Origin of the sequence: Streptomyces sp. NPDC047042 (assembly GCF_040644035.1) — a bacterium.
GTDB lineage: Bacteria > Actinomycetota > Actinomycetes > Streptomycetales > Streptomycetaceae > Streptomyces.
In genome coordinates this window covers 24,881-42,173 of the sequence record NZ_JBEYVP010000013.1, presented here as the reverse complement: position 1 = coordinate 42,173, position 17,293 = coordinate 24,881, and the positions used below count along the sequence as shown (strand labels likewise).

Here is a 17,293-nt window from a genome sequence, read left to right as displayed (position 1 = left end):
CCCCGTTCGCTCGAGCCGACTGTCGTTCCAGCGTACGTGGACGTCCGTCTATTCCGCGTAGGTCATCAGCAGCCCGGCGAGGAGCGCGGTGCGGACGGGCACATGGGCCAGCAGCACATGTTCGCCGCGGGCGTGCGCACCCCCGCCCACAGGACCGAGTCCGTCGAGAACCGGGCGTCGCAGCGCGGAGACGAAGTTGCCGTCGCTCGCTCCGCCCACCCCCGTCTCACGGATCGTCAGACCCAGCTCGGCCGCCACCGACTGCGCCTGTTTGAAAAGGAGTTGGGAGGCGGGCGTCGGCACCATCGCCGGCCGGTTCCAGCCCCCGGAGACGGACACCCGTACCCGTGGGTCGGAGGCCGTCAGGGCGGCCAGTCCGCTGTCGATGCGGGCCGCCTCGGCGGGGTCGGCGACGCGGACGTCGACCCCGCAGCGGGCGTGCCCGGCGATGACATTGCGTCCCGTACCGCCGCTGATCACACCGACGTTGACCGTCGTTCCGTGTTCGCGTGAGCCCAACTCCACTATCTGCGTGACCAGTTCGGCCAGGGCGTGCACGGCGCTCGCGCCGCCGTACGGATCGAGGCCCGCGTGCGCCTCCACCCCCTCCACGGTCACCTCGAAGAGGCCGACGCCCTTGCGGGCGGTCTTGAGGTCACCGTCCGGCCCCGCCGCCGGCTCGCACAGCAGGGTGGCCGCCGCGTGCTCGCTGAGCCGCTCGATGTGCGGCCGGGAGAACGGGCTGCCGATCTCCTCGTCGCCGTTGAGGAGCAGGCGTACGGTCGGGCGCGGCAGCTTCCGTTCGCGCATCAGCCGTAACGCCCAAACGGCCTGTACCAGGCCGCACTTCATGTCGAAGGCGCCCGGCGCGCTCACCCGGCCGTCGTCCGTCACGCTGAACGGCCACTCGGCGAGGGTGCCGGCCGGCCACACGGTGTCGTAGTGGGCGAGCAGCAGGACCGTCGCCTCGGAGGTGCCCCGGTAGAGGAGTTCCAGGACGTCGCCGTGCTCGCCGCCGTCGTGGCGCACGGCCTCGTCCGGTGGGCCGAGCCGTCGCAGCGCCCAGTCCTCGATGGCGGCGAGGCCGGCGGACAGCAGCTCCTTGTCGTCGCTGGGGGTCTCGTACCCGACCAGGGTGCGCAGGTCGTCGGTCATGTCGGGCAGGGCGGTACGGGCCAGGGACTCGATGTCGGGCAACGACACGGGCAGCTCCTCGGGACGACGGGGCAAAACGGTTAGCTACCCGGAAACCCGGGGAATCACCGCCACCCACCGCCGGTGATCACCGCCTCGCCGGCCTCGAAAGTTACACGGAGATTGCGCGAACCCTTGACGCGCCCACTCTGACTGCGCTGTCATGACTGCGCAGTCATGACAGCGCAGTCAGATGTTCGTCGTCGTCGACGGGCGCTGTTCCACCTCAGCCACGGCAGCCGCGGTCACCCTCCGGCTACCGTGGGGCACCGGCCACCGGGAGTCACCGTGACACGACAGACAGGACGGGGAGCGACCTCGTCGACGCCCCGCAGTGTCGACGTGGCACGTCTCGCGGGGGTCTCGCAGAAGACCGTGTCCCGGGTCTTCAACAGCGAGCCGTATGTCTCCGCAGACGTACGGCGCCGGGTTCTGCAGGCCGCCGAGGACCTCGGCTACCGGATGAACAACGCGGCCCGGGCTCTCGCCTCCGGGCGGACCAGGTCGATCGGCGTGGTGACGCTGGGCACCGCCCTGTACGGGCCCGCGTCACTGCTGATGGGGATCGAGCGCGCCGTCCGGGACACCGGGTACGCGCTGCGGGTCGTCAACACGATGGAGGGCGACCCCTCGGGCATCGCCGGCGCCGTCGGCTCACTCCTCGAACAGGGAGTGGACGGCATCGTCGTCTCCGAGCCGATCGACGAGGGTACGAGCATGACGGAGCTGTCCGTCGACGTGCCGGTCCTGGTCATCGGCGCGCCGAGCCCGTTCGCCACCTCCCGCCCGGTCACCTCGGGCGGCGGTGCGGATCTGCTGACCCGGGCCGCCACCCAACACCTGCTGGATCTCGGCCATATGACGGTCCATCACCTCTCCGGACCGCCACGCTGGTACGCGGCCAGGGACCGGCTCACCGCCTGGCGGGCCGCCCTCGCCGCCCACGGCGCACCCGAACCGCCCGTGGTCGTGGGCGACTGGTCGGCCGCCTCCGGATACGCGGCGGGCCGTCAGCTCGCCGCCGACCCCTCGGTGACGGCCGTGTTCGCCGCCAACGACGACATGGCCATCGGACTGATCCGGGCCCTGACGGAGGCCGGCCGACGGGTGCCGGACGACGTCAGCGTGGTCGGGTTCGACGACATCCCGGTCGCCGCGTACGTCACACCGCCGCTCACCACGGTGCGGCAGCCGTTCGACGCGGTGGCGCAGGAAGGCCTCAAACGGCTCCTGCACGCCATCGAGAACCCGGACGAGGATCCCCTGCCGCCGAGCGACCCACCGGTCGACCTCGTCGTACGGTCCTCCACCGCACCCCCGCCCCACCGGTAGCCGTACCTGCCAAGAGGCCGGTCAGCCCCACCTACGGCCCTCCCCGCACTCCCCTCCCGCATTCTCCTCACCCGCGTTCTCCTCACCCGCGTTCTTCCTCTCCCATCTCTCCACTCCCTTCGCCCCGGCCGGAGTTCACCATGCGCAAAAACATCGCCTCTCCCTCTGCCATCAGCCGTCGCCTCCTGCTCACCGCGGCCGGCGCCGCCTCGCTCGGTGCGGCCCTCACCGCCTGTGGCGGGGGCGGGTCCGGCAGCGGATCGACCTCGTCGAAGCCGGTCAGCCAGGCCGACATCGACAAGGCGATGAAGACCCCGACCGAGCTGACGTTCTGGACCTGGGTCCCGAACATCGAGCAGGAGATCGCCCTTTTCGAGAAGAAGTACCCGGCGATCAAGGTCAAGGCGGTCAACGCCGGTCAGGGCGTCCCGGAGTACACCAAGCTGCGTACGGCCCTCAAGGCGGGCAGCGGCGCCCCGGACATGGTGCAGATCGAGTACCAGGCCATCCCGACCTTCACCATCACCGACAGCCTCCTCGACCTGCGGCCGTACGGCGCCGCCGCCCTCAAGTCGCAGTTCGTCGACTGGACCTGGGGGCAGGTCAGCGGCAGCGGTGGCGAGATCTGGGCGGTCCCGCAGGACACCGGCCCGATGGGCATGCTGTACCGGCAGGACATCTTCGACAAGCACGGCATCGAAGTGCCGAAGACCTGGGACGAGTTCGCCGAGGCGGCGCGCAAGCTGCACAAGGCCGACCCGAACGTCTATCTGACCAACCTCGCCGCGAACCAGGTCGCCGCCTGGCACGGCCTGCTGTGGCAGGCGGGCGCCAAGCCCTACGTCACCTCCGGCAAGAGCGACATCACCATCAGCGTCGACGACGCCGTCTCCAAGAAGCTCGGCGCGTTCTGGGGCGGGCTCGCGCAGGAGGGCGTCATCGGTGTCGAGCCGGACTTCACCGACTCCTGGTACGCCGCGCTCAACAAGGGCAAGTACGCCACCTGGATGACCGGGGCCTGGGGCCCGGCGTTCCTCTCCGGTTCCGCCAAGGACACCTCAGGCAAGTGGCGGGCGGCCCCGATGCCGCAGTGGGACGCCGCCAAGCCGAGCGCCGGCAACTGGGGCGGCTCGACGACCGCCGTGATCCGTTCCACCAAGAACCCGATCGCCGCGGCCGAGTTCGCCAAGTTCCTCAACAGCGACCCCGAGAGCGCGAAAATGTTCGCGACGAAGCAGTTCTTCTTCCCGGCCACCAAGGCGCTGCTCGCGGACGCGAGTTACATCGGCGACACCCCCGCCTTCTACGGCGGCCAGAAGGTCAACGAGGTCTTCGCCGGCATCAGCGAGGAGGTCAACCCGGCCTTCCAGTGGCCGCCGTTCCTCGACCAGGTGGCCACCGACTGGACGGAGACCGTCGGGCGCTCGCTGGCCAGAAAGACCGACACGGTCGCCGCGCTCGGGGGCTGGCAGACGCGGATCACCACGTTCGCCAAGAGCCAGGGCTTCACCGTGAAGGCGGCACCCTGACATGGCCAAGCAGCTCACGCGGGCCCGGTCGGCGGGCCCGCTGTTCATCGCCCCCTTCATGGTCCTGTTCCTCCTCCTCTTCCTCGCCCCGCTCGGCTACGCGGCCTATCTGAGCCTGTTCCAGGAGAAGTTGGTCGGCGGCACGTCGTTCGTCGGCCTGGAGAACTACATCACCGCCGTCAAGGACCCCCAGCTGCGTGACGGTGTGATCCGGGTGGCGACCTTCTTCGTCATCCAGGTCCCGCTGATGCTGCTGCTCGCCCTGCTCTTCGCGCTCGCGCTGGACAGCGGCCTGCTGCGGCTCGCCCGGGTGATCCGGCTGGGCATCTTCGTGCCGTACGCCGTGCCGAGCGTGGTCGCCACCCTGATGTGGGGCTACCTCTACGGCCCGGACTTCGGCCCGTTCGCCCAGCTCAGCGAGAAACTGAGCCTGCCCGCCCCGCACTTCCTGACCGACAGCTGGATGCTCGGCAGCCTGGCGAACATCGTCACCTGGGAGTTCGTCGGCTACAACATGATCATCCTGTACGCGGCCCTGCGGACCATTCCGACAGACCTGTACGAGGCCGCCGCCCTGGACGGAGCGGGCGCCTGGCGGATCGCCTGGTCCATCAAACTCCCGGCGCTGCGACCCGCGTTGACGCTCACCCTGCTGTTCTCGGTGATCGGCAGCTTCCAGCTCTTCAACGAGCCCAACCTGCTGATGAAGATCGTCCCGGACGTCATCGACAGCTCGTACACCGCCAACCTCTACGCCTACACGCTCGCCTTCACCAGCCAGCAGATCAACTACGCGGCGGCCGTCTCCTTCCTCCTGGGCCTGCTCATCGTGATCATCTCGTACGCCTTCCTGCTCACCGCGAACCGCAGGAGGCCCGCGTGACCACCACAACTCCCCCCGCGACCAGCGTTGTTGGGCCGACGGCCCGGACGCCCGAGGCGCCGAAGAAGCGGCGCGGCCGACAGGCGGGCCGGCGCAGCACACCCCTGACGATCGCCATGCTGGCGGTGCTCGCCTACTTCCTCCTCCCCCTCTTCTGGCTGCTGATCGCGTCCACGAAGAGCACCCGGGACCTGATCAACAGCTTCGGTCTGTGGTTCTCGGACGCGCCGCAACTGCTGACCAACATCCGGCTGACCTTCACCCAGGACGACGGCGTCTTCCTGCACTGGCTGCTCAACACCCTGCTGTACGCCGGTGTCAGCGCCGTCGGCGCCGCGATCCTGGCGGCAGCGGCGGGCTACGGCTTCGCCAAGTTCCAGTTCCGCGGGAACGGCGCCGCCTTCAACCTCGTACTCGGCGCGGTCATGGTGCCGGCGACGGCCCTCGCCATTCCGACGTACCTGCTGTTCGCGAAGGTGGGGCTGGTCAACACCCCGTGGGCGATCATCCTGCCCTCGCTGGTGAGCCCCTTCGGGCTGTATCTCATGCGGGTGTACGCGCAGGACGCCGTGCCCGACAGCATCCTGGAGGCCGCCCGGATGGACGGCGCCGGCGAGTTCCGGATCTTTTTCCAGATCGTGCTGCGGCTGCTGGCGCCGGGCCTGGTGACCGTGCTGCTGTTCACGCTCGTGGCGACCTGGAACAACTACTTCCTGCCGCTGATCATGCTCAACAACCCGGATCTGTACCCGATCACGGTGGGGCTCTCCTCCTGGGCGGCCCAGGCGCAGAACGGCGGGGCGGGCGCCAGCAGCGACATGCTCGCGCTGGTCGTGACCGGGTCGATGATCTCGGTGATCCCGCTCGTCGTGGCCTTCGTGATGCTCCAGCGGTACTGGCAGAGCGGCCTGGCCACCGGCGGTGTCAAACAGTAACTCCCGGCCCGGCCAAACCTGTTGCCCAACACCCCTTCCCCCACTGGAGGTTGACTTCATGGCGGTTCTGCCCGCCCGCGTCCTCTTCGGCGCCGCGTACTACCACGAGTACCAGCCCACCCACGGCCGCGAGTTCCGTCCCGGCGAACAGCTCAAGGCCGACCTCGACCTGATGGCCGACGCCCGGTTCACCGTGATCCGCGTCGGCGAGTCGGTCTGGTCGACCTGGGAGCCGGAAAACGGTCACTTCGACCTCGACTGGCTGCAGCCGGTGCTCGACGGCGCCCATGAGCGCGGTATCTCCGTGGTCCTCGGCACCCCGACGTACGCCGTGCCGCCATGGCTGGCCCGTCAGTACCCGGAGATCACCGGCGAGCGGGCCACCGGTCGGCGGATCGGCTGGGGTGCCCGGCAGGAGGTCGACTTCACGCACCCCGCGTTCCGGTTCCACGCCGAGCGCGTGATCCGGAAGATCACCGCCCGGTACGCCGGCCATCCGGCGGTCATCGGTTTCCAGGTCGACAACGAACCCGGCAACGAACTCCTGCACAACCGGGGCGTGTTCGAGCGCTTTGTCGACCATCTCCGGGCGAAGTACGGGGACATCGAGACCCTGAACCGTGAATGGGGCCTCGTCTACTGGTCGCACCGCCTGTCCACCTGGGCCGACCTGTGGACCCCCGACGGCAACGTGCAGCCCCAGTACGACGTGGCCTGGCGGGAGTTCCAGGCCCTGCAGGTCACCGAGTTCATCGGCTGGCAGGCCGACATCGTGCGCGAGTACGCGAACCCGGACCAGTTCGTCACCACCTGCATCTCCTACACCCGCCCGGCGGTGCAGGACGACGAGCTGACCGACCGCCTCGACATCGCGTCGGGCAACCCGTACTACGACATGCAGGACGGCCTCGCGCTCCCCGACCGTACGCCGGACGCGCACGCGCAGCGCTGGAAGACGACGGGCGTCTGGGCCCTGTACCAGACCGCCGACTGGATGTTCTCCTCCAAGCAGGCCCCGTTCCTGGTCACCGAGACCAACGCCGGCTCCATCGGCTTCGCCTGGGACAACCGCCCCGCCTACGACGGCCAGTGGCGCCAGGCCGCCTGGGCGCTGGTCGGGCGCGGCGCCAGGATGATCGAGTACTGGCACTGGCACACCCTGCACTTCGGCGCCGAGACGTACTGGGGCGGCGTCATTCCGCACAGCGGCCGCCCGGGCCGTACGTACGCCGAACTGGCGGCACTGGGTGCCGAGTTGGACGCGGCGGGTTCGCTGGTCGCGGGTCTCGAACCGGACGCCGACATCACGATGGTGTACTCGACGCCCAGCAAGTGGCTGATGCAGAAGTACCCGCCGCTCGCGACGGGCGACGGCGAGCCGGACGACACCGCCTACCACCGGATCTTCGACCCGTTCTACCGGGGCGCCTTCGACGCCGGCCGTCAGGTCCGGATCGTCCACGCCCGTCAGCTCCACGACCCGAGCGGTGAACGGGAGGGCCTCACCCCCGAGGAGGCGGCGACCCGCCACCCGGTCCTGGTCGTCCCGGCGCTGTACCTGGTCGACGACACGACCCTCGACTGGTTCGCCGCGTACGCCCAGGCGGGCGGCCACCTCGTCCTCGGCCCCCGCACGGCGTACGCCGACCTCGAGGCGCGGGCCCGCAACGAGCTCGCCCCCGGCCGTCTGGTGGACGCGGCGGGCGTCAGCTACGACGAGTTCAGCAACCTGACCGCCGAGATCCCGGTGCGTGCCGTGCCCGGCGGCCCGCTCCGGCTCCCGGACGACGCCACGGCGTCGCACTGGGTCGACGGCCTCACCGTCACCGACGCCGAGCCGCTGGTCACCTACGACCACCCGCACTTCGGCCGCTGGCCGGCGGTCACCACCCGCCGCCAGGGCGCGGGCCAGGTGACGTACGTCGGTACGGTGCCGGGCCGCGACCTCGCCAGGGAACTGGCAGGCTGGCTGACCCCGGCCGCCCGCAGTGCCTGGGGCGAGCTGCCGGCCTCGGTCACGGCGACCACCGGCACGTCCGAGGACGGGCGGCGCGTGCACATCGTCCACAACTGGAGCTGGGAGCCCGTGCGCGTGACGGCGCCGGCCGACCTGACGGACGTACTGAACGGCGGCCCGGTCCCGGCGGGCACCGAACTGGAGCTCGGCGCCTGGGACGTCCGGGTGCTGAGCACGGAGGCCTGAGGCGCTCGCCGATGGTGTAGCGGGCTACACCAGGCGTTCGGGAGAAGGGTCCCTCGTGGCGGCGGGCGCGCGGAGGGATGGTGGGGGACGGAGATCGACACCCACTCGTCCCTCCGTCAGCCCGAGAAGTGACCCAGCCCCGAGAAGTGACCCAGGAAGTGAAGGGATTCGTTTCCATGCCCTCGAACCGCCGCCGCGGACCTCGTCGTATCGCAGCCATCTCCGCCGCCGTCGCCACCGTCGCCCTGACCGCCGGACTCCTGACCGGCTGCGAGGACCTCGACAGCTCCCTGGGCTGCCTCAGCAACGCCGACTCGATCGCTGACAGCGTCAAGGCGATCCACGAGGCCGGCTGGGACGCGGTGAAGGACCCGTCGAAGACCGACGCGTCCATCGACACCATCGACAAGAACCTGGAGAAGATCAACAAGCAGACGGACGACAACAAGGTCGACAAGGCGGTCGACGACCTGGGCAAGGCGATCGACGACTACAACAAGTCGATCCTCGACGGCGACACGAATCCCGACTCCAGCGGGATCGACGCCGCCGCCGACCGCCTGAAGGATGTCTGCACGTCGTAGGAGACAGGGGAAACGTGAGTGGGGCCCTGCCGTAGTACGGCAGGGCCCCACTCACGTCCGGCTACCCCGTCCCTCAGCCCTCGTCGGCCGTCAGCCGCAACGAGATGCTGTTGATGCAGTACCGCTGGTCGGTCGGGGTCGGATAACCCTCCCCCTCGAACACGTGCCCGAGGTGCGACCCGCACCGCGCACACCGCACCTCGGTCCGCACCATGCCGTGGGACCGGTCCGAGAGCAGTTCCACCGCGTCGGTGTCCTTCGGGTCGAAGAAGGACGGCCAGCCGCAGTGCGACTCGAACTTCGTGTCCGAGGTGAACAGTTCGGCCCCACAGGCCCGGCAGGAGTAGACGCCCTTCGTCTTGGTGTCCGTGTACTCACCCACGAAGGCAGGCTCCGTGCCGGCCTGACGCAGGACCGTGTACTCGGCCGGCGTCAGCTCCGCACGCCACTGCTCGTCCGGCTTTTCGACGTCGTACGACATGAAGCTCAGCCCCTTACTGCGAAGTCACGGCGAACATCACCGACCCAGGCGGTCCAGGATCCGCGGGCCCAGGTCCGTGACATCACCCGCGCCCATGGTGAGAACGAGATCGCCGGGCTTCGCCATTCCCGCGACGGTCTCGGGCACCTCGGCCTTGTCGGACACGGCCGTCACATCGGCGCCCGCCGCCCGCGCCGCGTCGATGATCAGCGTGCTCGTGATGCCCGGGATCGGGTCCTCGCGGGCCGGGTAGATGTCCAGGACCACCGACGCGTCCGCCAGCGCCAGCGCCTGTCCCATCTCCTTGCCGAGTTCCTGGGTACGGGAGAAGAGGTGCGGCTGGAAGACCACCAGGATGCGCGCCTCGCCGACCGCCGCCCGCATCGCCTCCAGGTCCGCCGTCATCTCGGTGGGGTGGTGGGCGTACGAGTCGACGACCTGGACGCCGGCCGCCTCGCCCTTCAGCTGGAGCCGCCGCTTCACCCCCGTGTACGCGGCCAGAGCGGGGGCCAGCTCGCCGGCCGGCACGCCCAGCGCCACGCCCGCCGCCAGCGCGGCCACCGCATTGTGCGCGTAGTGCCGACCGGGCACCGACACCGTGAAGGTGAGCGGAGCCCCGTCCAGCTCGACGGTCACCTCGCTCTTCAGCCCCTGCGGCACGACGGACAGCACCCGCACATCCGCGTCCGCCGACTCCCCGTACGTCACCACCCGCACGGAGTCCGGCAGCCGCCGCGTGAGCTCGCGGGCGCCCTCGTGGTCGGCGGAGATCACGAGCGTCCCGCCGGGCACGATCCGGCCCGCGAAGGTCTCGAAGGACTCGTAGATCTCGTCCATGGAGGCGTAGTTGGCGTGGTGGTCGAGTTCGACGTTGAGGATGATCGCGACCTCGGGCGCGTACTTGTGGAAGCTGCGGTCCGATTCGTCCGCCTCGGCCACGAAGATCTCGCCGTCGCCGTGCAGAGCGTTCGAGCCGGGCGCGTCGAGGTCGCCGCCGATCGCGTACGAGGGGTTCAGGCCCAGCTCGCTCAGCGACACCGCCAGCATCGACGTCGTGGTCGTCTTGCCGTGGGTGCCCGCGACCGCGATCGGCCGCAGCCCGTCCATCAGCCGGGCGAGCGCGTCCGAACGGTGGACGACCGGGATCCCCAGCTCGGCCGCCCGGGCCAGCTCCGGGTTGTCCGCGCGGATCGCGGAGGAGACGACGACACAGGTGGCGTCGTCGGCCAGATGCCCGGCCGCGTGCCCGATGTGCACGGTCGCCCCCAGCGCCCGCAGCGCCACGGCGGTCTCGGACTCCTTGGCGTCACTGCCCGCCACCTCGGCCCCGCGCTGCGCGAGGATCTTCGCGATCCCCGACATCCCGGCGCCCCCGATCCCGATGAAGTGCGGTCGGTCCATGGCGATAGGAAGGCCGGGTGCCATGCGCGTTTCTCCCCAGATACGGTACGAAGCTGAGCCCCCAGCCTATTGGCCGACGCTGCGGGCACCTACCTAGGGGCTCGGGGCTGTATCTGATGTGCGGCTCCGCCGCGTGGGCGCGACCAGCCCCCACCGCCCCGCACCCAAAGCACTACGCCTTGCTGTGCGAGAACAACTTCAAAACAGGCACCCCCACCTTGTGCCGAGCCCGAGAAGCCCAGTCCCGATGAAAGAACTCCTCCACATAGTGGGGATCGGTCAGCACGATGACCTCATCCGCCTCGATCTCCTCCACCAACCCCCGCAACGCGTCCAGCGGATGATCCTCCACGATCTGCCCGTCCGCCTCGTGCCCCGCCACCCGCAGCGCCGCCAGCGACACCTCCAGCGCCCGTTCCCCCAGCGCCGCCGCGTCCTCGCCCTCGGGCGTCTCCCCCTCGTGCGCCGCCACGTCGAGCTCGCCCAGGGCGATGTCGTCGATGGCCCGCAACAGCCGGTCGGCCTGGTCGCCGCGGGGCTGGAGCAGTACGTGGAAGGCGACCCCCTCCTCCCCGTGCAAGGTGGTGACGAACTCCACGTCGGCGGATGTCAGGGCCTTCTCGATCATCAGTACGCTTGTGAACACGACAGGCGCCCTTCTCATCCGTGGGCCGCCATTGGCCCCTGCTGAAACCATCCTGCCCCGTGATCGCACGGGTACCGCGAGATTTAGTGTGCCCAGCGAAAGTCAAACGGAACGAGAGATTCCGCGCCGTGTCGGGACGAGCGGACCGCCACACGTCAGGAGCGGTGATACCGGCTGAACAGAAAGCCGGCCTCCTCCAGCAAGGACACCAGTTCGAGGTGACGAGGGACCCCCACCGAGGGCCCGCCCGAGATCCGCTGCGCGTCTCCCACGGTCAGCATCGGGGAGATCGTCAGACACAGTTCGTCCAGCACTCCGGCCGCCACCAGTTGCCCCAGCAGCCGAGGCCCGCCCTCGGCCAGCAGCCGGGTGTGCCCGAGGTCGGTCAGTGCCTGGACGGCGCGCGCCGGGTCCACGCCCATGCCGTCACCGGCGACGACCACCTGGGCACCCGCCTTCTCGGCCGCCGCGACCCGGTCGGGGGCGGCCGCCGCACCCGTGAGGATCAGGGTGGGGACGAGGGGTGAGGTGAACAACGGGAGCGAGTAGTCCAGTTCCAGACTCGCGCTGACGATCGCGATCGCCGGCACCTCGGCCTGTCCTGCCGCCTCCCGGGCGGCGGCGAACTCCGCACGCGCGCGTGCGGGCCGGTAACCCTCCTGCCGTACCGTTTCCGCACCGACGAGGACCACGTCCGCCAGCTGCCTCAGCGTGCCGAAGATACGCATGTCAGCGGCGGAGGAGATGGGCTGGGAGCGGCCGTCGTGCTGGGCGGCGCCGTCGAGGGTGGAGACCATGTTGGCGCGCAGCCAGGCTTCCTGGCGCTCGTTCGTCCGTTCGGGGTAGGCATACGCGGCGGCGATCTCGTCCAGGCTCCACTCACGGTCGACCGCCGCGCCACCTCCCGGCGGGCCACCGGCATCGCTGCCGTCCACGGCCCCTCCCGAGGCCTCGGCCACTGTCTCTTCGGTCACAGGGAACAGGCGTCGCATACCACGCAGTCTGGCACGGCCCCCAGGGCCTGTGCGGGGGACCGAACACCGGATCACGGGTGCCGACGCACCCATTCACCCCGTTTGTCATGATTGCCGACTCCACCACCCCCGCCTTCCGCCGTCGCTCGGCCGGAAGAGGCCCCCACACCTCCCCGCGACCCTCCGCCCACCGACCGGCCGCGACCACCTTCACCCCGTCCCCCTCGGCCGCCCACCGGCGCTCCCGACCCGGCCGGGCCCAGCGGACAGGCTCTAGCATGGTGAACCGTGCCTACCACCCCCGCCGCCTCCGGTTTCGACCCGATAGCCCCGACGGCCCCGCTGTCCCTGTGCGCCCGTGAACCGCACGTCCCGGCGGACCGGCTGGTCGCCGAGATGGTCCCGCCGCCGCGGTTCGACTCGGTGCGCTTCGGCACGTACATCCCGGACCCGAACCAGCCCAGCCAGACCGAGGCCGTGCGCGTCCTCGACGGCTTCGCGGGCGGCCTCGGCGGGGCGCACGCCCTGGGGGGCGGTAAGCGGGGGTTCTTCGGTTTCGGAAAGGCCAGAGCGGCCAAGGTGCCGACCGGTCCCCGGGGTGTCTACCTCGACGGCGGTTACGGCGTCGGCAAGACACACCTCCTCGCCTCCCTCTGGCACGCCACCCCGGCCGAGCCCGCGCTCAAGGCCTTCGGCACCTTCGTGGAGCTGACGAACCTGGTCGGCGCCCTCGGCTTCCAGAAGACCGTGCAGACGCTGTCCGGGCACCGGCTGCTGTGCATCGACGAGTTCGAGCTGGACGACCCGGGCGACACCGTCCTCGTCTCGACCCTGCTCGGCAAGCTCGTCGACGCGGGCGTCGCCCTCGCCGCCACCTCGAACACCCTGCCGGGCAAGCTCGGCGAGGGGCGGTTCGCGTCGGCCGACTTCCTGCGCGAGATCCAGGGCCTGTCCGCCCACTTCCGCTCCCTGCGCATCGACGGCGAGGACTACCGTCACCGGGGGCTGCCCCAGGCCCCGGCGCCGTACTCCGAGGAGCAGGTGACCAAGGCGGCGTACGCCACCGAGGGCGCGTCGCTCGACGACTTCCCGCACCTGCTCGACCATCTCGCCCGGGTGCACCCCAGCCGGTACGGCGCTCTCACCGAGGGCCTGAAGGCGGTGTGCCTCACGGATGTGCGGCCGGTTCCCGACCAGTCGACGGCGCTGCGGCTGGTCGTGCTCGCCGACCGGCTGTACGACCGCGAAGTGCCGGTGCTCGCCTCCGGTCTGCCCTTCGACCAGTTGTTCAGCGAGGAGATGCTGAACGGCGGCTACCGCAAGAAGTACTTCCGCGCGATCTCCCGGCTGACCGCACTGGCCCGCGACGGCAAGGGCCTCGTGGAACACGCCTGAGACGCCTGGGGCAGTCGTCCGGCCACCATATGAACTGCCGCAGGTCAAGGGTCAGTTCACGTCATCCCACCCATGCTTTTCAGGCTCTCTTCAGCATGAAACGCTAAGTTAACCCAGCAAACAACTTCGCAGGGTTAACGTGTTTCTTGACCCGCGGTTGACCATTCGTTGACGCGTACAAGAGCTGTGAGAATCCTGGAGGGGGGCGCATGTTCCGAGGTGCAACGGCCCGGACCGTGGTCGCACTCCTCGCCGCCGCCCTGTTGACCCTTCAGTTCTTCGCCCCCACGGCGTCCTTCGCATCCGCGCACACAGCCCGTCATGTCGAGGCCAAGACCGAGCCCAGAAACAAACCCAGGGCGGAAGCCCTGCGCGACGAGTACGTTACCTGCGGTAATGACCGTCGTCCCGACCACCCGAGCTGGCCTCTGCGCATCCGCGACCGGCATCGGATCGTCGACTCGGGCCCCGAGGCGCCCGATCGCCCGCTCCTCACCGTGGACCCCACCGCGCCGCGGGAACCGCAAGCGCGCGTCACACCCGGCCGTCAGGCGCCCAGATCACTGACCGCGCACACCCCGGCCGCACTCCAGGTGTTCCGCTGCTGAGAGCGGGGACGTCCCCCCACGCTCTGTCATGTACGTCCGACGCGCCATCGAGCGCGCCAGGAGGAGTCACCACATGCAGCCCCTCATCGAGAACGCCCGTACCTTCGGTCAGCGCCCTGAGGAGTTCGCCAAGCTCGCCGAAGGCCAGTCCCCCCAGGTCCTGTTCATCACCTGCTCCGATTCGAGGGTCGTACCGGCCCTGATCACAGGTGCCAGGCCCGGCGAGCTCTTCGAACTGCGCACCGCGGGCAACATCGTCCCCCCGTACGCCTCAGCCCTCCCCACCGGCGAGGCGGCCACCATCGAGTACGCCGTGGAGGTCCTCGGCGTCAGCGACATCGTCGTCTGCGGCCACTCGCACTGCGGTGCCGTCGGCGCCCTGGTGCGCGGCGACGACCTCACCGCCGTACCCGCCGTACGCGACTGGCTCGCGCACGCCGCCGAGGGCCCCGAGGCCCCGGACCCGGCCGACACCGACGATCCGACGGTCGCCTCGGCCGTCCAGAACCACGTCCTCACCCAGCTGCTGCGGCTGCGCTCCTACCCGTGCGTGGAGCAACGCCTGGCGCAGGGCCAACTGCGGCTGCGCGGCTGGTACTACGAGGTGCACACCGGGTCCGTACGCGAACACCGCGCCGCCACCGACGCGTTCGAAGCGCTGTGAGGGCCGCCGTGAACCTGCTTGCCAAGGCCCCTCATCTGCGGCAGGACTTCGCCGCCTCGCTCGTGGTGTTCCTGGTCGCCCTCCCGCTCTGCGTGGGGGTGGCCGTCGCCTCCGGCGTACCGGCCGAACTCGGCCTGGTCACCGGCATCGTGGGCGGCATCGTCGCCGGACTCCTGCCGGGCAGCAGCCTGCAGGTGTCCGGCCCGGCCGCCGGCCTGACCGTGCTGGTCTTCGAGGCCGTACGGGAGCACGGGCTGCCCGCCCTCGGAGTGATCGTGCTCGCCGCCGGGCTGCTCCAGCTCACCATGGGCGCCCTGAAGCTGGGGCGCTGGTTCCGGGCCATATCGGTCTCCGTCGTCGAGGGCATGCTGGCAGGAATCGGGCTCGTGATCATCGCCGGGCAGCTGTACGCGGCGGCCGGGCTGAAGGCGCCGGCCGCCGGGCTCGACAAGATCACCGGGCTGCCCGAGGCCGCCGTGAAGGCGGTGGGCAGCACCAGCGCACTGGCCTCGCTGGCGGTCGGCGCGGGCACGATAGCCGTGATCGTGCTCTGGCGGCGGCTGCCCGCGAAGGTGCGGGCGGTGCCGGGCGCACTCGCCGCGGTGGTCCTGGCGACCGCCGTCACCCTCGTCCTCGATCTGCCCGTGGGCACCGTCGAGGTGAAGGGCCTGCTGGACGCCGTCCAGGTGCCCGGGCTCGACGCCTTCGGGGAGCTGACGAGCCTGAGTGTGCTCGGCACGGTCGTGGCGTTCACGCTGATCGCGTCCGCCGAGAGCCTGTTCAGCGCGGCAGCGGTGGACCGGCTGCACGACGGTCCGCGCACCCAGTACGACAAGGAGCTGATGGCGCAGGGCGCCGGCAACACCGTGTGCGGACTGCTGGGCGCGCTGCCCATGACCGCGGTGATCGTGCGCAGCTCGGCGAACGTCCAGGCGGGCGCCCGGACGAAGGCGTCCCGGGTGATGCACGGCGTCTGGCTGCTGCTCTTCGCGGCGCTGCTGCCCGGCGCGCTGGCGCTCATCCCGCTGCCCGCGCTGGCCGGGATACTCGTGCACGCCGGCTGGAAGCTCATACCGATACGCGGGATCGTCTCGCTGTGGCGCGAGCACCGGGGTGAGGCACTGATCCTGGTGGTCACGGCCGTGGCCATCGTGTCCGTGAACATGTTCGAGGGTGTGCTGATCGGCCTCGCCCTGTCGGTCGGCAAGACCGCCTGGGAGGCCTCGCACCTCAAGATGGAGGTCATCGACAAGGGCGCCGGGCCCGTCCAGGCGTATCTGTCGGGCAACGCGACCTTCCTGCGGCTGCCGAAGATCCTCGACAGTCTGGAGGCGCTGCCCCAGGACCGGCCGATCGAGCTGGACCTGTCGGGCCTGCACCACCTGGACCACGCCTGCCGCACGGCCCTGGAGAGCTGGGCCGAGCGGCACAGCGCGGTCGGCACGGAACCCGTCAAGATGCTGACGACCACGCCGTAGCCTCCGCACCCCCGGTTGCCCGGTCCGGCGCTCGACCTGAGCCCCGGACCGGGCATATCGTTTGTTAAGGGTGCCGATCGGCACGTACGGGACGGCTGCGAGAGGTCGTCGTCATGCTGGAGGAGTTGCTGGCCGCGGGTATCGCCGCCGCGGGCGCCGGGCTTGTCTACGTCGGGGCGGCGGCGCGGGTCGTCAAGCAGTACGAACGCGGGGTCGTCTTCAGGCTGGGCCGCCTCACCGGAGGCGTACGGGCACCCGGGTTCACGCTGGTGGTCCCGCTCGTGGACCGGTTGCACAAGGTCAACATGCAGATCGTCACCCTGCCGGTCCCGGCCCAGGAGGGCATCACCCGGGACAACGTGACCGTGCGCGTGGACGCGGTCGTCTACTTCAAGGTGATCGACGCGGCGAGCGCGATCGTCCAGGTCGAGGACTACCGGTTCGCGGTCTCGCAGATGGCACAGACCTCGCTGCGCTCGATCATCGGCAAGAGCGATCTGGACGACCTGCTGTCCAACCGGGAGAAGCTCAACCAGGGCCTGGAACTGATGATCGACAGTCCTGCCATGGGCTGGGGCGTGCAGATCGACCGGGTCGAGATCAAGGACGTGTCCCTGCCGGACACGATGAAGCGTTCGATGGCCCGCCAGGCCGAGGCCGACCGGGAACGCCGGGCTCGGATCATCAACGCGGACGCCGAGCTGCAGGCCTCGAAGAAGCTCGCGGAGGCCGCCGAGGTGATGTCCGAGCAGCCCGCCGCGCTCCAACTGCGACTGCTCCAGACGGTGGTGGCGGTAGCGGCCGAGAAGAACTCGACGCTCGTCCTGCCCTTCCCGGTGGAACTCCTCCGTTTCCTGGAACGGGCGCAGGGCCAGCAGCCGCCTCCGGGCGGGTCACCCGGGTGAGGCACGTGACGCGCGTGGTTCCCGAGGCCTGCATGGCGTGATACACACGGCAACGTCGCAGTCCTGTCCGCCAGCAGGAAG

16 protein-coding genes are annotated in these 17,293 nt (G+C 70.1%); 11 read left to right on the top strand and 5 right to left on the bottom strand.

Features of this window, described 5'->3' with window-relative positions; translation table 11 throughout:
- Positions 1-48: 48 nt before the first annotated feature.
- Positions 49-1,203 (bottom strand): M20 family metallopeptidase, encoded by a 1,155-nt coding sequence (locus tag ABZ855_RS16880; RefSeq protein ID WP_360807410.1) that lies wholly within the window; start codon positions 1,201-1,203, stop codon positions 49-51.
- Between the two features lie 279 nt (positions 1,204-1,482).
- Between ABZ855_RS16880 and ABZ855_RS16875 the strand changes: the two genes are divergently transcribed.
- The 6 genes from ABZ855_RS16875 (at position 1,483) to ABZ855_RS16850 (ending at position 8,660) form a co-directional block, all read left to right on the top strand.
- Complete coding sequence (locus ABZ855_RS16875) at positions 1,483-2,526, top strand: LacI family DNA-binding transcriptional regulator (protein ID WP_360807408.1); 1,044 nt, start codon at positions 1,483-1,485, stop codon at positions 2,524-2,526.
- 140 nt (positions 2,527-2,666) lie between these two features.
- Positions 2,667-4,055 carry an extracellular solute-binding protein gene (locus ABZ855_RS16870; protein WP_360807406.1) on the top strand — a complete coding sequence of 463 codons (1,389 nt, stop codon included), beginning with the start codon at positions 2,667-2,669 and terminating at the stop codon, positions 4,053-4,055.
- A gap of 1 nt (position 4,056) precedes the next feature.
- Positions 4,057-4,938, top strand: coding sequence for a sugar ABC transporter permease (locus ABZ855_RS16865; protein ID WP_360807404.1), 882 nt, complete (start codon positions 4,057-4,059; stop codon positions 4,936-4,938).
- Positions 4,935-5,873, top strand: a complete 939-nt coding sequence (locus tag ABZ855_RS16860) for a carbohydrate ABC transporter permease (RefSeq protein WP_360807402.1) — start codon at positions 4,935-4,937, stop codon at positions 5,871-5,873. The genes ABZ855_RS16865 and ABZ855_RS16860 overlap by 4 nt, the downstream gene beginning before the upstream one ends.
- 58 nt (positions 5,874-5,931) lie before the next feature.
- Positions 5,932-8,076, top strand: coding sequence for a beta-galactosidase (locus ABZ855_RS16855; RefSeq protein ID WP_360807400.1), 2,145 nt, complete (start codon positions 5,932-5,934; stop codon positions 8,074-8,076).
- Between the two features lie 176 nt (positions 8,077-8,252).
- Positions 8,253-8,660 (top strand): hypothetical protein, encoded by a 408-nt coding sequence (locus ABZ855_RS16850; RefSeq protein ID WP_360807398.1) that lies wholly within the window; start codon positions 8,253-8,255, stop codon positions 8,658-8,660.
- A 73-nt stretch (positions 8,661-8,733) separates the two neighbouring features.
- Here the strand turns inward: ABZ855_RS16850 and msrB are convergent, their stop codons facing one another.
- The 4 genes from msrB to ABZ855_RS16830 all read right to left on the bottom strand — a co-directional run bounded on the left by msrB (position 8,734) and on the right by ABZ855_RS16830 (position 12,180).
- On the bottom strand, positions 8,734-9,141 hold the full coding sequence (gene msrB / locus ABZ855_RS16845) for a peptide-methionine (R)-S-oxide reductase MsrB (protein WP_319200105.1): 408 nt from the start codon (positions 9,139-9,141) through the stop codon (positions 8,734-8,736).
- 36 nt (positions 9,142-9,177) lie between these two features.
- Positions 9,178-10,566 carry a UDP-N-acetylmuramate--L-alanine ligase gene (gene murC, locus ABZ855_RS16840; protein WP_360807395.1) on the bottom strand — a complete coding sequence of 463 codons (1,389 nt, stop codon included), beginning with the start codon at positions 10,564-10,566 and terminating at the stop codon, positions 9,178-9,180.
- Positions 10,567-10,714: 148 nt separating this feature from the next.
- Positions 10,715-11,188, bottom strand: coding sequence for an indole-3-glycerol phosphate synthase (locus ABZ855_RS16835; protein WP_360807393.1), 474 nt, complete (start codon positions 11,186-11,188; stop codon positions 10,715-10,717).
- Positions 11,189-11,343: 155 nt separating this feature from the next.
- Positions 11,344-12,180, bottom strand: coding sequence for a pyrimidine reductase family protein (locus ABZ855_RS16830; protein ID WP_360807391.1), 837 nt, complete (start codon positions 12,178-12,180; stop codon positions 11,344-11,346).
- Positions 12,181-12,450: 270 nt separating this feature from the next.
- Between ABZ855_RS16830 and zapE the strand changes: the two genes are divergently transcribed.
- The 5 genes from zapE (at position 12,451) to ABZ855_RS16805 (ending at position 17,212) form a co-directional block, all read left to right on the top strand.
- The gene (zapE, locus tag ABZ855_RS16825) at positions 12,451-13,557 is read left to right on the top strand and encodes a cell division protein ZapE (RefSeq protein WP_360807389.1); all 1,107 of its coding nucleotides are present in this window, start codon (positions 12,451-12,453) and stop codon (positions 13,555-13,557) included.
- 209 nt (positions 13,558-13,766) lie between these two features.
- On the top strand, positions 13,767-14,165 hold the full coding sequence (locus ABZ855_RS16820) for a hypothetical protein (protein WP_360807387.1): 399 nt from the start codon (positions 13,767-13,769) through the stop codon (positions 14,163-14,165).
- 73 nt (positions 14,166-14,238) lie between these two features.
- A complete protein-coding gene (locus ABZ855_RS16815) occupies positions 14,239-14,829 on the top strand; it encodes a carbonic anhydrase (RefSeq protein ID WP_360807385.1) in 591 nt (196 codons plus the stop codon).
- An 8-nt stretch (positions 14,830-14,837) separates the two neighbouring features.
- Positions 14,838-16,307 carry a SulP family inorganic anion transporter gene (locus ABZ855_RS16810; RefSeq protein ID WP_360807383.1) on the top strand — a complete coding sequence of 490 codons (1,470 nt, stop codon included), beginning with the start codon at positions 14,838-14,840 and terminating at the stop codon, positions 16,305-16,307.
- Positions 16,308-16,420: 113 nt separating this feature from the next.
- Complete coding sequence (locus ABZ855_RS16805) at positions 16,421-17,212, top strand: slipin family protein (RefSeq protein ID WP_360807381.1); 792 nt, start codon at positions 16,421-16,423, stop codon at positions 17,210-17,212.
- Positions 17,213-17,293 lie beyond the last annotated feature (81 nt).